The organism is Micromonospora sp. NPDC057141, from assembly GCF_042670805.1.
Lineage (GTDB): Bacteria > Actinomycetota > Actinomycetes > Mycobacteriales > Micromonosporaceae > Micromonospora.
Genome location: NZ_JBHUVA010000115.1, coordinates 1 through 16,096 on the forward strand (window position 1 = coordinate 1; position 16,096 = coordinate 16,096).

Annotated in this window: 15 protein-coding genes and 1 pseudogene; 8 read left to right on the plus strand and 8 right to left on the minus strand. The window is 70.9% G+C overall.

The features are described from left to right. Window positions 1-1,402 precede the first annotated feature (1,402 nt). From ACFT41_RS30400 to ACFT41_RS30425, 6 genes are all read right to left on the minus strand, one after another. A complete protein-coding gene (locus tag ACFT41_RS30400; protein ID WP_377590217.1) occupies window positions 1,403-2,374 on the minus strand; it encodes a class I mannose-6-phosphate isomerase in 972 nt (323 codons plus the stop codon). Next, window positions 2,371-3,576, minus strand: a complete 1,206-nt coding sequence (locus ACFT41_RS30405; RefSeq protein WP_377590218.1) for an ADP-dependent glucokinase/phosphofructokinase — start codon at window positions 3,574-3,576, stop codon at window positions 2,371-2,373. The genes ACFT41_RS30400 and ACFT41_RS30405 overlap by 4 nt, the downstream gene beginning before the upstream one ends. A 1-nt stretch (window position 3,577) precedes the next feature. Next, entirely contained in the window at window positions 3,578-4,441 is an 864-nt protein-coding gene (locus ACFT41_RS30410) for a ketose-bisphosphate aldolase (protein WP_377590220.1), read from the minus strand. A gap of 33 nt (window positions 4,442-4,474) precedes the next feature. After that, on the minus strand, window positions 4,475-5,317 hold the full coding sequence (locus ACFT41_RS30415; RefSeq protein WP_377590221.1) for a carbohydrate ABC transporter permease: 843 nt from the start codon (window positions 5,315-5,317) through the stop codon (window positions 4,475-4,477). A 1-nt stretch (window position 5,318) separates the two neighbouring features. Then, window positions 5,319-6,275, minus strand: a complete 957-nt coding sequence (locus tag ACFT41_RS30420) for a carbohydrate ABC transporter permease (protein ID WP_377590223.1) — start codon at window positions 6,273-6,275, stop codon at window positions 5,319-5,321. Window positions 6,276-6,526: 251 nt separating this feature from the next. Beyond that, the gene (locus tag ACFT41_RS30425; RefSeq protein ID WP_377614072.1) at window positions 6,527-7,816 is read right to left on the minus strand and encodes an ABC transporter substrate-binding protein; all 1,290 of its coding nucleotides are present in this window, start codon (window positions 7,814-7,816) and stop codon (window positions 6,527-6,529) included. 294 nt (window positions 7,817-8,110) lie between these two features. Here ACFT41_RS30425 and ACFT41_RS30430 point away from each other — a divergent pair, with 294 nt between their 5' ends. Continuing rightward, complete coding sequence (locus ACFT41_RS30430) at window positions 8,111-8,950, plus strand: DeoR/GlpR family DNA-binding transcription regulator (RefSeq protein WP_377589907.1); 840 nt, start codon at window positions 8,111-8,113, stop codon at window positions 8,948-8,950. Between the two features lie 551 nt (window positions 8,951-9,501). Further along, on the plus strand, window positions 9,502-9,780 hold the full coding sequence (locus tag ACFT41_RS30435; protein WP_377589909.1) for a hypothetical protein: 279 nt from the start codon (window positions 9,502-9,504) through the stop codon (window positions 9,778-9,780). Window positions 9,781-9,782: 2 nt separating this feature from the next. Here the strand turns inward: ACFT41_RS30435 and ACFT41_RS30440 are convergent. Continuing rightward, window positions 9,783-9,911, minus strand: a pseudogene (locus tag ACFT41_RS30440) (hypothetical protein); the annotation flags it as partial. A 107-nt stretch (window positions 9,912-10,018) separates the two neighbouring features. On the opposite strand from ACFT41_RS30440, the gene ACFT41_RS30445 reads away from it, so the two are divergent. Then, complete coding sequence (locus tag ACFT41_RS30445; RefSeq protein WP_377589906.1) at window positions 10,019-10,489, plus strand: SRPBCC family protein; 471 nt, start codon at window positions 10,019-10,021, stop codon at window positions 10,487-10,489. Here the strand turns inward: ACFT41_RS30445 and ACFT41_RS30450 are convergent. After that, entirely contained in the window at window positions 10,428-11,381 is a 954-nt protein-coding gene (locus ACFT41_RS30450; RefSeq protein WP_377589905.1) for an oxidoreductase, read from the minus strand. The two genes, ACFT41_RS30445 and ACFT41_RS30450, sit on opposite strands and share 62 nt — an antisense overlap. Before the next feature lie 86 nt (window positions 11,382-11,467). Between ACFT41_RS30450 and ACFT41_RS30455 the strand changes: the two genes are divergently transcribed. The 5 genes from ACFT41_RS30455 (at window position 11,468) to ACFT41_RS30475 (ending at window position 16,043) form a co-directional block, all read left to right on the plus strand. Then, complete coding sequence (locus tag ACFT41_RS30455) at window positions 11,468-12,043, plus strand: TetR/AcrR family transcriptional regulator (protein ID WP_377589904.1); 576 nt, start codon at window positions 11,468-11,470, stop codon at window positions 12,041-12,043. Window positions 12,044-12,111: 68 nt separating this feature from the next. Further along, complete coding sequence (locus tag ACFT41_RS30460) at window positions 12,112-12,918, plus strand: SDR family NAD(P)-dependent oxidoreductase (RefSeq protein ID WP_377589903.1); 807 nt, start codon at window positions 12,112-12,114, stop codon at window positions 12,916-12,918. A 118-nt stretch (window positions 12,919-13,036) separates the two neighbouring features. Beyond that, a complete protein-coding gene (locus tag ACFT41_RS30465) occupies window positions 13,037-14,572 on the plus strand; it encodes a cell wall anchor protein (protein WP_377589902.1) in 1,536 nt (511 codons plus the stop codon). 99 nt (window positions 14,573-14,671) lie between these two features. Continuing rightward, window positions 14,672-15,310 (plus strand): AAA family ATPase, encoded by a 639-nt coding sequence (locus ACFT41_RS30470; RefSeq protein WP_377589901.1) that lies wholly within the window; start codon window positions 14,672-14,674, stop codon window positions 15,308-15,310. Continuing rightward, complete coding sequence (locus ACFT41_RS30475; protein ID WP_377589900.1) at window positions 15,213-16,043, plus strand: cellulose binding domain-containing protein; 831 nt, start codon at window positions 15,213-15,215, stop codon at window positions 16,041-16,043. The genes ACFT41_RS30470 and ACFT41_RS30475 overlap by 98 nt, the downstream gene beginning before the upstream one ends. Window positions 16,044-16,096 lie beyond the last annotated feature (53 nt).

A 16,096-nucleotide genomic window follows, 5' to 3' on the forward strand; every position in this document is an offset into this window, starting at 1 on the left:
GGATCGCCAGCGATCGACCGGGGCCCGCCCGTCATCGCCGAACCGCTCAGAACGGCCACCGGTCGCGCGACCCGGCCTCGATGAGCGGGATCATCGCGAACGCGGCGTCGGACAGGCCGCCGAAGGTGTGCCGGCATTGCGTCCGCGACGTCGGGGAGCCGTGCCGGTGCGTCTGCTCGTCGGTGAGGATGACCAGCCGGTCGTGTCAGCTCAAGGAAGCGGGCGTCCCGGTCGGTGGCACCCTTGCAGAAGGTGCCCTCACCAACCATGTTGGCCACGCCCAGCAGGAAGAGTCCGGCCCGCAGTCCGCGGGTGAAACCCGGCGCGCCCTCGGCGGTCACGACCCTTTCGTCCGGGCGGTCGGTGTCGTGCCGGTGCCGGGGAGCTCTTGCCATTGCGCATCGCGCAGGTCTCGTACGTTGCCGGAAATTCGCGGACGGGGCTACCAGCCGTCGAAGACGTCGTCGAGCACGAGTCTTGCCCGATCCGGGATCTCCTCCTCGGGGAAGATCTCCGCACACAGGTCGAGGAATTTCTCGACACTGGTCAGCCTGGGGTGATCGACCAGGAAGCAGATATTCCTCGGCGTCCCGACGGTGAGCAGCCAACATTTTCATAGCCAACAGGTGTTCCGCAGAAGATGCAGATCCGCGACCACACCTCGCTCGTCCCGGTAGGAGATGGTTCCTGTGGTGCCAGGCGATGACGCCGCGCAGGTCACGTGCGAGCGCATCCGCAGCGCAAGCTATTGCCGGCACAGGCGCTGGAGATCTGCCGCGAGAGCGAGAGCCCAAAGGTCACCTCGAGCGCGGTGCCGTATCCGCAAGGTGACGCTGGACCGGGACCACCTGCGCTCGCCGCAAGCACGTCTCTTCCCGCCCCGCTGGACGTTGAGTGGCACCTCAGGCGAGGTGCCACTCAACGCTGCGAGCTGAGCGATGGCCGCAGAAGCGCAGGTCAGCTGTGGCACCCACGCGGCGCTATGGCGCACGACGCGACCACGTCACCGGAAGGCTCCGACGTCAGCGCCAGTTGGGCACCGGCAAAGGCGGACGCGAGAGCGGCAGCCGCGATGAACAGCCGAATGAACTTGGACATAGCGATCCCTTCGATAGACCGAAATCCAATTTCATCGATTATATAGCTATCGATTGACGGCTGGTCAACGACGAATTCTTCGGCCGGCGTAAATCGGCCATGCCGGGCCAATGCTGCCCAATGTGACCCGGCAGTTTTTCGGTGCCGCTCGGCACCCGGCCGGGCGTGATTTCCATCAGCTCGGCCACCTGCCGCTGGGTGAGACCGTCGAACCCCCCAACCTGCGGATCCGTGGAGTAGCCGTCGCCTGCGCACCGGGAGGTGCCGAAGGGCAGGGGGCCGGCGATGGGGTCGGCAACCGAGGTCAGGCGTCGACGCGGCCCGGGGCGGTGGGCGCCGCCAGGCGGATCGCCTCGACCGCGCCGTCGAGCCGCAGCGGTCCGGCGGCGTACGGGACCAGCAGCGTGTCCCCCCGCCGCACCGGCAGGTCGTCCCGCTCGCCGGTCAGCCGCCCCGCGCCGGCCACCACGACCAGGACGCCGAAGCCCTGCCCCAGGCGGTCGCCGCCGCGCACCCGGCGGGCGGCGAAGAACTCGTCGGCGGCCTCGGGCAGCAGCCGCGCCCCGGTGCCCCGGAGCCCGGCGAGGCGCGCAGGCGGCCATGCGCCCCGGTCGACGCAGCTCAGGGCCAGGTCGTAGCCGAGGCCGAGGTGGCCCTCGGTCAGGCCGAAGCCCTCGTATTCCAGCAGCACCGAGTAGTCGGTCGGCTCCTGGACCTCGACCAGCAGGATGCCGTCGCCGATGGCGTGCGGCAGCCCGGCCGGGCAGAGGATCGCGTCGCCGGCCGCGACCGGGACCCTGTTGGTGGCGGCGAGCATCCGGTCGACCTGCTGGCCGGCCACCCAGCCGGCCAGCTCGCCGGCCTCGACGTCCCGGGCGAAACCCAGGTGGACGTACGCGTCGGGGCGCGCGGAGACGATCACCCACGCCTCGGTCTTCCCGTACGGCGAGGCCAGGTGCGCGGTGGCGAAGCGGCGGTCCGGGTGCACGTGCAGCGGCAGCCGCTGCCCGGCGTCGAGGAGCTTCACCAGCACGCCGGTGTCGGTGCGCTGCGGGCCGAGCCACCAGCGTGGGTCGGCGGCGATGGCCTCGGCGAGCACCCGCCCGTCGGCGAGGGTGGACAGCCCGGCCGGGGCGAGCCCGAACCGGCTGGTCACCGAGCCCACCCAGTCCTCGGGGCGGTCGGGCCGTGCCGGCGCGTCGCGGAACCGGGCGATCCGGCCGGCGCCCCGGTAGAACGTCCCGGGCTGGTTGGCGGGCAGCGCCTCGATGGTCATCGTTCCTCCTGCCGGACGAGCGCCGCGAGGAAGCCGCCGACGAAGGTGTCGCCCAGGCCGATGGTCGTGGGGTTCGCGACGTCGAGGGCGAACCCGGGGACGCAGCGGACCCGGTCGCCGAGCCGCTCGTGCAGGGCCCGGGCGAAGGCAATGGACTCGGGCCGGCGGGGTTGCCGGCGCAGCCGGTCGGCGTCGGCGTCGGTGAAGTCGTCGCCGTGGGCGTAGCGGGTCGCGGCCAGCAGGGTGCCGGTGTCGAGGGCGCCGGCGTAGCGCCCGGCGTGTGCGCCGAACGCCGCCGCCCAGTATTTGGTGTGCAGCACCAGCGTGGGCGCGGGGATGAGGGCATGGACCGCCGTGAGCGCGTCGGCGACCTGGTCGGCCGAGAGCAGGTCGACGGTGTGCCCGAGATAGGACTGCACCTCGTCCTCGTTGAGCCCGTACACGTCGATGGCGTCGAGCAGCGCGTCGCGGACCCGGCGGCTGAAGCCGGGCTCGTGGTAGGCCGCGTCCTCGAAGTAGGTCACCGCTGCGGGTGGCAGCCGCCGCATGTGGGCGCGCAGCTCGGCGAGCCGCCGGTCGAGTTCGGCCTCGTCCCGCATGGCGTTGAAGCCCGAGACGAGGAAAACGTCGGCCCTGCTGAGCCGGTCGCCGAGGTCGACGGTGAGCAGCAGGTCGCTGTTGGCCGGGTCGTTGACGTAGATCAGCCGGTTGGGGAACGGCGCGGTGACGTCGATGTCGCCGGCCCGGACCCGCAGGCCCTGGTGATACTGGACGATCAGGTGGGGATGGTAGGTGTCCGCGACGCCGCTGGAGACGTACTCGGTGTCGGGCGGGAGCAGCCGCCGGACGGTGTCGTTGACGCTGACCAGGTGCAGCGTCGACGGCACGCCCAGCCGGCTGAGCAGGATCCCGGCCCGCACGGAGGTGCCGCCCAGGGTCGTGCGGTGCGGTAACCGGCCGGCGAAGGCCGCCAGGGCCGGGGCGGCGGCGACGAAGTGCTCGCCGCCCCGCCCCTGGGCCACGTAGCCGAGGATGGACACCACGAGGTCCCGCTCGCCGTTCACCGTGGTCGGCGGGGACGCCAGTTCCGCGGCGGCGATGCCGTAGTCGGCGACCAACCGTTCCAGGACGTCGGCGGTGAGCGTCACCTCGTGGTCGACGCAGCCGCCGAGGCCGAGGACCACCCGGGAGGCGTCGGCCATGTCAGTAGAGCGCGCCCTTGCCGGTGGCGCCGAACAGGTCGATCTTGTGGGCGGCGACCTCCTTCATGGCGTCGAGGCAGGCGGGCTGGATGGCGTTGGGCTCGCGCACCTTCGAGTCGCTGCCCAGCACCTGGCGCATCTTGTCGTGGTAGGCGACCTTGATGTCGGTCGAAATGTTGATCTTGTTGATGCCGATCCGGGCAGCCTCCCGGATCTCGTCGTCCGGGTTTCCGGAGCCGCCATGCAGCACCAGCGGGATCCCCACCCGGCCCTTGATCTCCTTGAGCAGGTCGAGCTTCAGCTCCGGCTTGAGGTGCGCCGGGTAGAACCCGTGGAACGTGCCGATCGCGATGGCGAGGCTGTCCACGCCCGTGGTCTCGACGAAAGTGACCGCGTCGTCCGGGTCGGTGTAGATGATCTCGGCGGCGCCGGCCTCGGCGTAGCTGTCGTTCCCGCCGATCGTGCCCAGCTCGCCCTCCACCGACACGCCGAGGACGTGCGCGGAGTCGGTGACCTTCTTGGTGATGGCCAGGTTCTCGTCGAACGGCTTCAGCGAGCCGTCGATCATCACGGACGTGAAGCCGTACTGGAAGGCCTGGAGCATCTGCTCGTAGGTCGCGCCGTGGTCCCAGTGGATCGCGATCGGGACGGTCGAGCTGTGCGCGCGCTCGATGATCCCGGTGATCATCTCGCGGCCGATGTGCCGCACCTCGTCGGGGTGGATCCCGACGATCAGGGGAGCGTTCTTCTCCTCGCTGATCTCCACGATGCCCCGGAACATCGCCCAGTCGCTGATGTTGAAGGCGGGCACGGCGAAGCTGTGCTCGTTGGCGACGTCCAGGATCGCCTTGCCGGTCGTCAGCATGTCGGTGTTACTCCTTATTGCGAGAGGGGTGTGTCAGGCCTTGACGGCGCCGGCGGTGAGCCCGCCGATGAACCGTCGCTGGAAGAGGAGGAAGAGCACGAGGACCGGGATGGAGCCGAGGATGCTCATCGCCATCATCTGGTTCCACTCGTACGAGTGCTGGCCCATGAGCAGCTGGATGCCGATGGGCACCGTGCGCATGTCGTTGGTGCGGGTCAGCGTGAGCGCGAAAAGGTACTCGTTCCACGAGATCATGAACGTGTAGACCCCGACCGCGATGAGGCCGGGCACCGAGATCGGCACCAGGATGCGCCAGAGCGCCGTCCAGCCGGTGCCGCCGTCGACCTTGACCGACTCGTCCAGCTCCCGGGGCAGCGTGTTCAGGTACGCGGTGGTCATGATGATCGCGTACGGGAGGGTGAACACCATGTGGGTGAGGATCAGGCCGGCATAGCTGTTGTAGAGGCCGAGCGCGACGACGAGCCCGAAGTACGGAATGACGAGCGTGATCGGCGGCACCGCCTGGACGCTGACGATCACGGCGTTGATGGTCCGCTGGAACGGGAACGTGAAGCGGCTGAACGCGAACCCCGCCAGGACGGCCACCAGCAGCGTCAGGACGGTCACCGCACCGGCGACGATGTAGCTGTTGACGAAGAACCGCAGCTGCTCGCCGTTGCCCAGGATCTCCCGGTACGCGTCGAGCGAGAAGCCCTCGGTGATCAGCTGCGGCGGGTTCTGGAAGACCTCCCCGTTGCCCTTGAACGAGGTGGAGAGCATCCACAGCACCGGCAGGACGGCGAACAGCCCGCCGAGGACCAGCCCCGTGACGACGCCGGCCTTCGCGAGGGTGTGCCGCCGCTTGACGCCTGCCATCTCACCGCTCCCTTTGCTGCTGGCGTACGTAGAAGAAGGCCAGGACCATCGTCAGCAGCAGCACGATCACGGCGGCGGCCGACGCGGTCGCGAACTCGTACTCGCTGAAGGCCTGCTTGTAGGTGTAGGTGCTGAGCATCTCGGTGGTGTTCAGCGGCCCGCCGCCGGTCATCATCCAGATCAGCGCGAACTGCTGGGAGGTCCAGATCAGGTCGAGCACCGCCATGCTGACGATCACGGGCCGCAGCTGCGGCAGCGTCACGTTGAGGAACCGCCGCAGCGGGCCGGCCCCGTCCACGGCGGCGGCCTCGTACAGGTCGGCGGAGATCCCCTGCAATGCGGCGAGCAGGCTGATCATGAAGAACGGGTAGCCGGACCAGATGTTGACGAAGGTGACCGCCCAGAGCGCCGTGCCCGGGTCGCCGAGCCAGTTCACGCCCTCCTGCACGAGGCCGAGCGTGTGCAGCACGTAGTTGACCACGCCGGCCGGGTCGAGCAGCAGCCGCCAGATGACGGCGATCACCGCGATCGTGAACAGCCAGGGCAGGATGTAGACGATCCGGAAGACCGCCTTGGTGACCCCGCTCAGCAGAGACGTGTTGAGCATCATCGCGAAGGCGAGGCCGAGGACCAGGTGGGCCGCGGTGCTGACCGAGATGAAGACGGCGGTGTTCTTCAGCGCGACCAGGAAGTCCGGGTCGGTGAGCACCTTGGTGTAGTTGGCGAACCCGGCGAACACCGAGTTCTCCTGGACGATCACGTTGTCCCGCACCGAGTAGCCGATCACCATGACGATGGGGACGACCATCAGGACCACGATCAGCACGATCGTGGGGGACAGGTAGGCGTACGGGACGAGGCGCCGGGCCGGATTGGCGCGGGCCCGGCCGGGGGCGGCCCGCTCGGCCGGCGCCGCGCCCTGCGGCGCGGTCGCGGGCTCGACGTGCGCGGATGTCATCGCTGTCTCCTTGGTCGGGCGCCGCGCCGGGGGGGGGGGGGGGGGCCCGGGGGGGGTACACAAAAACCACCACCACCACAACCGCGGCCTTGGCCGGGGGGGGGGGGGCGGGATCATTGAGGGGTGCAAAAAGCGGCCCGCTCGGCGGGCCCCGCGCCCGGGGGGGCGGCCGCGGGCTCCCGGGGCGCGTAGTACACCGCTGCCACCTTGGGCGGGCGCCGCGCGGGTGCCCGGCCCGGCGCCCGGGTGGACTAACCGATCACCGACGACCAGGACTCCTGCGACTTGGCCAGGGCGTCGTCGACGCTCTGCTTGCCGGTCAGCACGAGCTGGAGCTGCTCGTCGAAGCTGCGCATGAGGTCCTCGGCCTTGGGCAGACCGACGAACTCGTTGGCCGGGTAGCCCTGCTTGTAGATGTCGAAGGCCGACTTGAACAGCGGGTCGCTGTTGCTGAAGTCCGGCTCGGCGTTCTTGTTGCCGGGGAAGCCGTTGGCGATGGTGCTCAGCTTCGCGTTGGTCTCCTGGCTCATCAGGTAGGACACGAACTTGAACGCCTCGGCCTTGTGCTTGGTGGAGTCGGAGATGCCGATGCCCCACGACGCGTACGGGATGCCGCGCTTGCCGGTGAAGCCGTCCTCGGCCGGCAGGGCCGCCACCGCGAAGTTCAGGTCCGGCTTGTTCTTCTTGATCAGGTTGATGTGCGCGAGCGAGTCGATCATCATGCCGACCTGGCCGTTGGTGAACTTCTCGACCTTGTCCTGCTCCTTCATGGTGAGGGAGCCGGGGGCGATGACGCCGGCGTCGTTGAGGCTCTTGACGTACTCGACGGTGCTCTTGACCTGCGGGCTGGTCAGGTTCGGCTTGCCGTCGGCCAGCATGCTGCCGCCGGAGGCCCACAGCCAGGACATGACGTCGTTCTGGATGCCGTTGGGCACGGCGGTGTCGAGCGGGAGCGCCCAGCCCTTGACGTTGTCGCCGGTCGCGCTGATCTTCTTCGCCGCGTCCAGGAACTCGGTGCGTGTGGCGGGCACGTCCGCGACCCCGGCCTTGGTGAGCAGGTCCTTGTTGACGAAGAGCGGGTAGACGAAGTTGACCACCGGGATCATGTACGTCTTGCCGTCGAGCTGGATCTGGCTGGCGAGCTGGCTGGCGTCGTAGTTCGAGTCGGCCATCAGCTTCGACATGTCGGTGATCGCGCCCTGCTTGGCGAAGTCGTTGACCCAGGCCCCGTCGAGGCCGACCACGTCGGGCAGCGTCTTGGACGCCGCGGCGGTGACCAGCTGCTGCTTGGTCGAGGCGTACGGGGCGCTGAGCAGCTTGATCTTGATGTTCGGGTTCTGCGCCGTGAAGTCGCTGATGATCTTGTCAAAGTCCCCGGCCGGGAGTTCGGCTCCCCACCACTGGGCGAACTCCAGCGTCACGGTGCCGTCGGAGGCGGCGTCGCCCGAGTCGCCCGAGCCGCACGCCGCGACGGTGGCGACCGTCGCAGCCACCGTCACCGCCCCTATCAGTCGCTTCAGCCGGGTACCGCGAGTCGTCATGGCGGGCTCCTTCTATATCTAGATCTTTCTGTTCTTTGCTGTGTTGGCGGTCACGTTAGCAGCGTGTTACGGATGAAGACAAGAGAAGAACAGCAGAAAGCTGCGTAGTGCGGCATAGTGCAGCGCCGCAGGGTCGACTGGATGGGCTGCCGGTCTGCAAAGGTACTTGGTGTGCGCAGGTGAGTCCGGTCTGTGTGGCCCTGCCGGCGCTGGCTGCTCCCTGCTGTTCTGTGCGGCGATGCGCGTGGGTGAGGCGCATATGTGGCATACTGCCGCACTGATGGAGGGAGATCAGTGAGCGAGGACAGGGACGAACGGCAGCGCCACCTGCCCGCCGGGCGCAAGGCCCAGCTTGCCGCGTACGTCGCCGACGCCGGCCAGGTCACGGTGGGCGAGCTGGCCGAGCGCTTCGGGGTCTCCATCGACACCGTGCGACGCGACCTGGACCAGCTAAGCGCCGACGGCATCCTCGTGCGCACGTACGGCGGCGCCGTCAGCCTCGCCACGATCTCCCGCACCGACCGGGCCGTCGACCAGCGGCTCACCCTCCAGGAGCGCGAGAAGGAGAAGATCGCGACGCTGGCCGCAGCGCTGGTCCAGGACGGCTCGACCATCATGATCAACGGCGGCACGACCACGCTCGCGCTCGCCCGGAACCTGCGCCAGCACCGCGACCTCACGGTGGCGACGAACAACCTGCTGGTGCCCGGCGCGCTGCCGCCCACGGCCGTCCGCGACATCTACATCTTCGGCGGCGCGGTGCGCTCGCTCACCCTGGCCACGGTCGGCCCGGTCAGCTTCCGCGCCAACACCGGCGCCGAGCTGGACGTCAGCTGCGACCTGGCGCTGATCGGCGTCGGCGCGGTCGCCGCCGACGCCGGCTACACGACGAGCAACCTCGCCGAAGCCGCGATGATGCAGGAGATGCTCGCGCGCGCGACCCGGGTGGCGATCCTCGCCGACTCGTCCAAGTTCGGCCGTCGGCTGTTCGCCCAGGTGTCGGAGCTCGGCGCCGCCGACTACCTGGTCACCGACCGGATGCCGGCACCCGAGCTGAGGGACGCCCTCGAAGCGAACGAGGTGGAACTGGTCGTCCCGGCGAACCCGCCGCGACCGCGCGAGCCCAACGGCTAGCCCCCAGCCAGTGCTGTGACCAACAACGTCAGCTACTGAGGATCACCCGTGGAGGTACCGGCTCGCCGAGCCAGTCGAGGCGGGCGAGGACACGATCCGGCAGGTGGTGGGCGTTGCGTCGGCTCAAGCGGCGGAAGGCTTCTCGTGACGGTGGAGCCAGCGGACGAGAGCGCGATCGATGAGGCCTCGTTGCCGTGCCCACCGAACCAGCAAGGCGATGACGAGCGACAGGACCAGGCCCGCCCATTCGGATGCACCCGCCTTCCACGCCAGCCCGCCAACGATTGCGGCGGTCAGGAGCAGAACCCACTCCGTCCTCCCAGGGGTCACCCATCGGAACAGCCTTGTGCGAACCATGAGCACACCGAAGCACCTGTCCGCTTTGGCCGCCTCGACCTACCGGGCGGAACCGAACACCGCAGGTAGGACATGACCTATTCGTCCGAGAAACGACGGACCGTCGACGGGCTGCGCCAGCAGAGCTGAGTCGACCTGTCCGGCCACCGGAGTTCAGGGGGCGTCCCGCCGCTGGTCACGCGTATCGTCACCGCATGCTCAGTGAGCTGTGCGCTGCCACGGTGCGCCATCGGCGCGTCGTGCTACTGCTTGGCCTGCTGGTAGCAGTCGTGAACGCCGCCGCCATCGTGCTCATGCCCGCCCTGGGACAGATCCTGTTCCTCCCGCTCGTCCTGATCGCCTTGACGGTCCTGGTCCTGTCGGTCATCGCCATGGGGATCCGGCCGGCCTCCTTCGTGGTGCTTCCGCACGCGCCGGCCTTCGCGACGTCACCGCCGGCATGGAAGGTGTTCTTCGCCAGCGCGATCTGCTGACCAGGCGTCGGGTAGACACGGAACCGGTAACGCAGCTGCACGACCCCGGTAGCCCGGCCGGACCACGGCCGCCAGCCCCAGCCCGATCCGCGAGGCCCCGGCCAGCCGGTCGACGATCTCCATGATCCCATCTAACACCTCCGGCCTGCGCCGACGCTTCGCGGAGCGGGCCGAATCCGGTTCCGCCCGGGCATAGAATCCGGACGACGGAGCCGAGGGTGAGCAGAGGGGGCGCTGTATGACCCGCGTCGCCGGGCAGCTCACCATCGACGCCCCGGTGCACGAGGTCTTCGACCTGGTCGCCGACGAACGGAACGAGCCCCGCTACAACTCGCGGATCGCCCGCGCCGAGAAGGTGAGCGCGGGACCGGTCGGCCCCGGCACCCGGTTCGTGGCCGTGCCCAGGGGCATGGGCGGCCGGGGCGAGCTGACCGTGACCATCGTGGAGTACGCCAGGCCGCACCGGCTGCGCACCGTCGTGCGCTCCGCGTACCTGCGGGTCGACGGCACGCTGACCTTCGCCGACGTCGAGGGCCGTACGCGCCTGGAGTGGGACTGGGACATGTGCCTGGCCGGGCCGATGCGGCTGCTGTCTCCGCTGCTGGCGCTGGTCGCCCCGAGGTGGGAGCGCCGCAACTGGGTGGGCCTCAGGGCGTACGTGGAGTCCGGTCGCCCTGGGGCGCGGCCGGCGCGACGTCCACTCCGGTGAGTTGCGCGGACCGGGCCCAGAGGCGCGCCGCGAGGCCGGGGTCGGTGGCCGCCCCGGCGAGCGGCTCGAACGTCGGCCGCGCCGGGCGTGGCGGCCGCCCCGGTCCGATGTGCCGGCCGGTCGGCGCGGCGGTTTCGGTGGCGGCGTAGAGGATCGGCGTCACGGCGTCGTCGACCGGCCGGCTCAGCAAGAGCCTCAGCAGCGCTCCGACCGCGCGGATCAGGCGCGGCGAGTCGCGGTCCAGGTCGGTCCTGGCCACACCGGGATGGGCGAGCAGGCTGCGCACCGGGGAGCCGGCGGCGCGCAGCCGGCGGTCGAGCTCCAGGGCGAAGAGCACATTGGCGAGCTTGGAGGTGGCGTACGCGCCGCCCGGCGAGTAGCGGCGTTCGGCGGCGAGGTCGGCGAGGTCGAGGCGGCCCAGCCGGTAGAGGCCGGAGGCGACGGTGACCACGACCGGGTCGCGTCCCTTGGCGAGCTGGTCGAGGAGCAGGCCGGTGAGCGCGAAGTGTCCCAGGTGGTTGGTCGCGAGTTGGCTCTCCACGCCCTGCGGGCTCAGGCGTCGGGGCACGGTGCCGATGCCGCCGTTGTTGACGAGCGCGTCGATGGTGACCTGCTCGGTGCGCAGACCGTCGGCGAACCGGTGCGCGGTGTCGAGGTCCAGCAGGTCCAGATGGCGGACGTCGAGGGCCGCCTTCGGGTGCTCGGTGCGCAGCTGGTCGCGTACGCGATCGCCCTTGGCGGTGTCGCGGACCGCCATGACCACGCGGGCGCCGCGCGCGGCGAGGTGCCGGGTGATCGCGACGCCGAGGCCGCTGCTGGCGCCGGTGACGACGATCGTACGGCCGGTCTGGTCGCGCAGGTCGGTGATGTTCCAGGTGGCGGTGCGGGTCATGGACCTCTCCAGGGGCTAAGTGGATTACCTATCCGATTCAAGGCGACCCGAAGCGGATTGTCAATCCGATTCGGTAGGCTGTCGGGGTGACCACGCCACGTCGCGCCGACGCCGCCCGTAACCGCGACCGGGTGCTGGCGACCGCCCGACTCGCGGTGGCCTCGGGCGACCTGTCCCTGCAGCACAACGACATCGCCCGCCGCGCCGGCACCGGCGTGGGCACCGTCTACCGGCACTTCCCGACCCGCCGCGCGCTGCTGGAGGCCCTCGCCGAGGACACCTTCACCGCGCTGCTCGACGACGCCCGGGCCGCGAGCCGACACGACCCCGGGACCGGCGTCGAGATCCTCCTGCGGGCGCTCCTGACGCGGCAGTTGACCGACCCGGCGTTCGCCGAGGTGATCGCCGGGGAGCCGGAGCAGGACGCCGACCCCGGCACCACCGCCCGCCGTGCCGAACTCGGTGAGCTGGCCCGGGCCGTGCTCGACGACGCCCGACGGGCCGGCACGCTTCGCCCCGACCTCACCGAGGACGACCTGCGTCATCTCCTCTGCGGCGTGGCCTTCGCCGTGCGCATCGGCGACGAGCCCGACGAGCGGGCCGAACGCTACCTGCGGATCCTCCTCGACGGCGTCCGGCCCGGCGGCGGGAAACCCGGTTGATCGGCCCGGGGAGCCGGTCCAGGCTGTTGGGAGCCGGAAACCAGCCCGGCCACAGCGGAGGTGGATCGGTGAGCAGTCCCCGCAACGGTCACGTCGCGATCGTCACCGGAGCGAACCACGGCATCGGCGCGGCGACCGCCCGGGCCCTCGCCGGGAGGGGCTGCGCGGTGCTTTGCGCGTACTGGCGGGTGCACGACCCGGCCGACCCCGGCGTGCCCGACGCCTACCGCCGGAGCCGGGCCCGCGACGCCGAGGCGGTGGTGTCGGAGATCCGCCGGGCGGGCGGCCGGGCGCTCGCCGTCGAGCAGGACCTGCGGGTCCCGGAGGCCGCCGCCGTCCTCTTCGACGCCGCCGAGGAGGCGTTCGGGCCCGTCGACATCCTGATCAACAATGCCACCGGCTGGGTCGCGGACACCTTCGCCCCGGCCCCGACCGACCGGCACGGGCGGGCGCTGCAACCGGTCACCGCCGCCTCCTGGTCGCAGCAGTTCACCGTCGACGCGATGGCCCCGGCGCTGCTGATCGGCGAGTTCGCCCGTCGGCACGCGGCGCGCGGCGCGACCTGGGGGCGGATCGTCGGGCTGACCTCCGGCAGCAGCGGCGGCTTCCCGGAGGAGGTCTCCTACGGCGCGGCCAAGGCCGCGCAGGAGAACTACACGATGTCGGCGGCGGCGGAGCTGGCCCGGTTCGGGATCACCGCCAACATGGTCCACCCGCCGGTCACCGACACCGGCTGGATCACCGACTCCGTCCGGCAGTACGTCGCAGACAGCGGCACCCACCTCGCCAGCCCGGAACAGGTCGCCGAGGTGATCTGCCACCTCGCCTCCGACGCCGCCGCCCTGATCAGCGGCAATCGCATCCACCTGCGCTGATCCCGCAGCCCGGTACGGGACACCACGGCGCGGGCATCCGTGAGAGCCTGGCCGTGCCCCGGGCGCTCTCCGGGCCCCCACCCGCACCTCGTTGACTTCCCCGACCGGAGGCACCGTCATGCACCAGCATCCCGTCCGACGCTGGCTCGCCGGGCTCGCCGTGGTCGGCGCGCTCGTCGCGACCTCCACCGGCACCGCTGTCGCCGCGGCACCGGCCGACGAGGTGACGCTCTACGCCAACGACGTGACCGTCGCCCCCGGCGGCCCGCAGAAGTGGGTCTCGCTGCGCGCGCTGCCCGATCGGCCCTTCGGCACGTACACGGTGCGGGTGGACCGCAGCGCGGTCGCCGCGTTCGCCGAGGTCGAGGAGGACGACCGGGGCTCCTGCACGACGGCGGGCGAGGTCATCACCTGCGAGCTGACCGACGACGGCGAGGATTCGAGCCTGCTCAGCCTGGCGGTGACGGCGCGGCCGGGCGCGGAGGCGGGCCGGCAGGGAGCGTTGGCGTTCACGGTGACCGCGCCCGGCGTGGGCACCGCGACGTACCGCTCGACCGTCACGACCGGCGAGGGGGTCGACCTCGTCGCCGAGCGTCAGCTCTCGCTCGACGGCGAGCCCGGCGCCCGGGTCGACGTGCCGCTGACGGTGACCAACCGGGGCACGAAGACCGTGCACGGCGCGGTGCTGTACCTGTCGGGCTCCTACGGGTTCACCCCGGCGAAGCGCTACGAGAACTGCGAATACGTCGACCCGGCCCTCGACGACAGCAGCCTCGCCTGCACCTTCGACGAGTCGCTGGCACCCGGCGAGACGGTCCGGGTGGACCCGACGTTCGGCGGGACGATCCCGGCCGACGCGTGGGCCCCGAATCTGCACCACAGCTTCGCCGTGTGGTTCACCCCGGCCGACTGGGCGGAGTTCCGGGCCCAGCACGCGCCGGCCGAGCCGTTCGGGCGCAAGGGCACCGACGCGGCCCTGACGCTGGTGCCGGCCGGCGGCGCGCAAGAGGCCCGGGCGCCCGGGGAGACCGACACCAAGCCGGTGGACAACGAGACCCGGGTCACGCTGACCGTCGCCGGCGACCAGCGCGCCGACGCCGCCGCGCAGGGCGCCACCGTGACCGGCGCCGCCGGGGCCACCGTGCCGATGACCGTCGGCTACCTCAACAACGGCCCGGCGCGCGTCGGGCCCAACGGCCAGCGGGGGCTCAACATCGCCACCATGGTCACGTTGCCGGAGGGCGTCACCGCCGTGACCGTGTCGAAGTCCTGCGTGGACCCGGACGAGGACGAGTGGCAGCCGGGCAAGCCCGGCGCGCGGGTCTACGAGTGCTCCGCCCGGGGCACGATCCCCCGGGGCGAGCGGGTGACGTTCGAGTTCACGCTGCGGATCGACCGGGCCGGCAGCCAGACCGGGACGGTGAAGCTGCACACCTTCGACGGCGACGGCCCGGTCAAGGACCTGGCCCCGGCCAACGACACCGCGAAGATCACGGTGAAGCAGGCCGGCGGCACCGGGGGCCGCGATGACGGGTCGCTGCCGATCACCGGTGCCCCCACCGGCCTGATCGCCGGCCTCGGTTTCCTGCTGGTCGCCGTCGGCGTGGGCGGTTTCCTGCTGGCCCGCCGTCGCCGCACCCGCTTCGTCGCCTGATCCGGCGCGGCGGCGCCCCGGGGTGTGTCCCCTGTTCAGCGTGGTGATGCTGGGCCGGCGGATGACGGATTCGCAACATCGGCTGCCTACCATCGGGGCATGACTCTGGCGGACAGGCTGCGGTGGGCGCGCGAGCGGGCCTTCGTCGGCCGGGCGAAGGAACTGGCGACGTTCCGGGCCGCGCTGCGCGGCGAGCCGGACGCGCCCGTCCTGATCTACGTGTACGGGCCGGGCGGGGTCGGCAAGTCGACGCTCCTGCGGCGGTTCGCCGACGAGGGGCGCGACGCCGGCCGGCCGGTCACGGAGATCAACGGCCGGCTCATCGACCCCTCGCCGGCGGGCTTCACGGCGGAGATCAGGGGGCCGGTCGGGGCCGGTTCGGTGCTCGTCGTCGACGCGTTCGAGCACTGTCAGGGGCTGGACGAGTGGCTGCGGGAGACGTTCCTGCCGTCGCTGCCGGACGACGCGCTCGTGGTCGTCGCCGGCCGTGAGCCACCCCACGCGTCGTGGCAGCTCGACCTGGCCTGGCAGCAGGCCATGGCGGTGTGCCACCTGGGGGAGCTGACGCCGGACGAGGCGCGAAGCCTCGACCATCGCCCTGCTGCACGCGCTGATCGACCGGGTCAGCAAGAACGGCACAATGGTGCTCAACGTCGCCCCGACGGCCGACGGCGTCATCCCGTCCGGGCAGCAGAGCATCCTGCGGGGCATCGGCGACCATCTCAAGCGGTTCGGTGAGTCGGTCTACGCCACCCGCGTCTGGTCCGTCTACGGCGAGGGCCCCACCCAGATGGGCGGCGGATCATTCGTCACGCCGCGCGCGGGCACCAACCGGGACATCCGCTTCACCCGCAGCAAGGACAACACCGTCCTGTACGCCACGGTGCTGGGCTGGCCGGGCAGCACCCTGAACATCACCACGATGACGTCGAGCCGGGTCAACCTGAGCACCCTGACCGGCGTGCAGCTGCTCGGCTCCACCGCCGGCACGTACATCAACCTGCCCCGGCCCACCCAGGACGGGTCCGGCCTGCACATCACCATGCCGTCGGCGAGCGCGCCGTACAGCGCCCTCGCGTACGTGGTCAAGCTGACCTTCGGCGGCCCGACCCCCACCCCCACGCTGACGCCGACGCCCACGCCAACCGGCACCACCCCGCCGCCCGCCGGCCAGGCGACGGCGAAGTACGCCATCACCAACTCGTGGGCCGGCGGTTTCCAGGCGGACGTCACGGTCACCGCCGGGGCGGTGCCGATCAACGGCTGGAAGGTGTCCTGGAGCTTCCCCAACGGCCAGGTGATCAACCAGATCTGGAACGGCACCCACACCCAGAGCGGGTCGAACGTGGCCGTCTCCAACGTCGCCTACAACGGCGCGCTCGCCGCGGGCGCCTCCACCACGTTCGGCTTCATCGCGAGCTGGACCGGCACGAACAACCCGCCGACAAGCATCACCTGCACCACCAGCTGACCGGTCGCGACCGCGCCTGCGGGAACCCGGGCCGCTGCGGCGCGGGGCGTCCG

Bases quoted from the DNA above. Each gene is read 5' to 3' on its own strand.
- ACFT41_RS30435 (WP_377589909.1), top strand. From the start codon at position 9,502: ATGCTCAGTGAGCTGTGCGCTGCCACGGTGCGCCATCGGCGCGTCGTG.
- ACFT41_RS30405 (WP_377590218.1), bottom strand. From the start codon at position 3,576: ATGGCCGACGCCTCCCGGGTGGTCCTCGGCCTCGGCGGCTGCGTCGAC.
- ACFT41_RS30470 (WP_377589901.1), top strand. From the start codon at position 14,672: ATGACTCTGGCGGACAGGCTGCGGTGGGCGCGCGAGCGGGCCTTCGTC.
- ACFT41_RS30425 (WP_377614072.1), bottom strand. From the start codon at position 7,816: ATGACGACTCGCGGTACCCGGCTGAAGCGACTGATAGGGGCGGTGACG.
- ACFT41_RS30415 (WP_377590221.1), bottom strand. From the start codon at position 5,317: ATGGCAGGCGTCAAGCGGCGGCACACCCTCGCGAAGGCCGGCGTCGTC.
- ACFT41_RS30400 (WP_377590217.1), bottom strand. From the start codon at position 2,374: ATGACCATCGAGGCGCTGCCCGCCAACCAGCCCGGGACGTTCTACCGG.
- ACFT41_RS30475 (WP_377589900.1), top strand. From the start codon at position 15,213: ATGGTGCTCAACGTCGCCCCGACGGCCGACGGCGTCATCCCGTCCGGG.
- ACFT41_RS30420 (WP_377590223.1), bottom strand. From the start codon at position 6,275: ATGACATCCGCGCACGTCGAGCCCGCGACCGCGCCGCAGGGCGCGGCG.
- ACFT41_RS30445 (WP_377589906.1), top strand. From the start codon at position 10,019: ATGACCCGCGTCGCCGGGCAGCTCACCATCGACGCCCCGGTGCACGAG.
- ACFT41_RS30465 (WP_377589902.1), top strand. From the start codon at position 13,037: ATGCACCAGCATCCCGTCCGACGCTGGCTCGCCGGGCTCGCCGTGGTC.
- ACFT41_RS30410 (WP_377590220.1), bottom strand. From the start codon at position 4,441: ATGCTGACGACCGGCAAGGCGATCCTGGACGTCGCCAACGAGCACAGC.
- ACFT41_RS30450 (WP_377589905.1), bottom strand. From the start codon at position 11,381: ATGACCCGCACCGCCACCTGGAACATCACCGACCTGCGCGACCAGACC.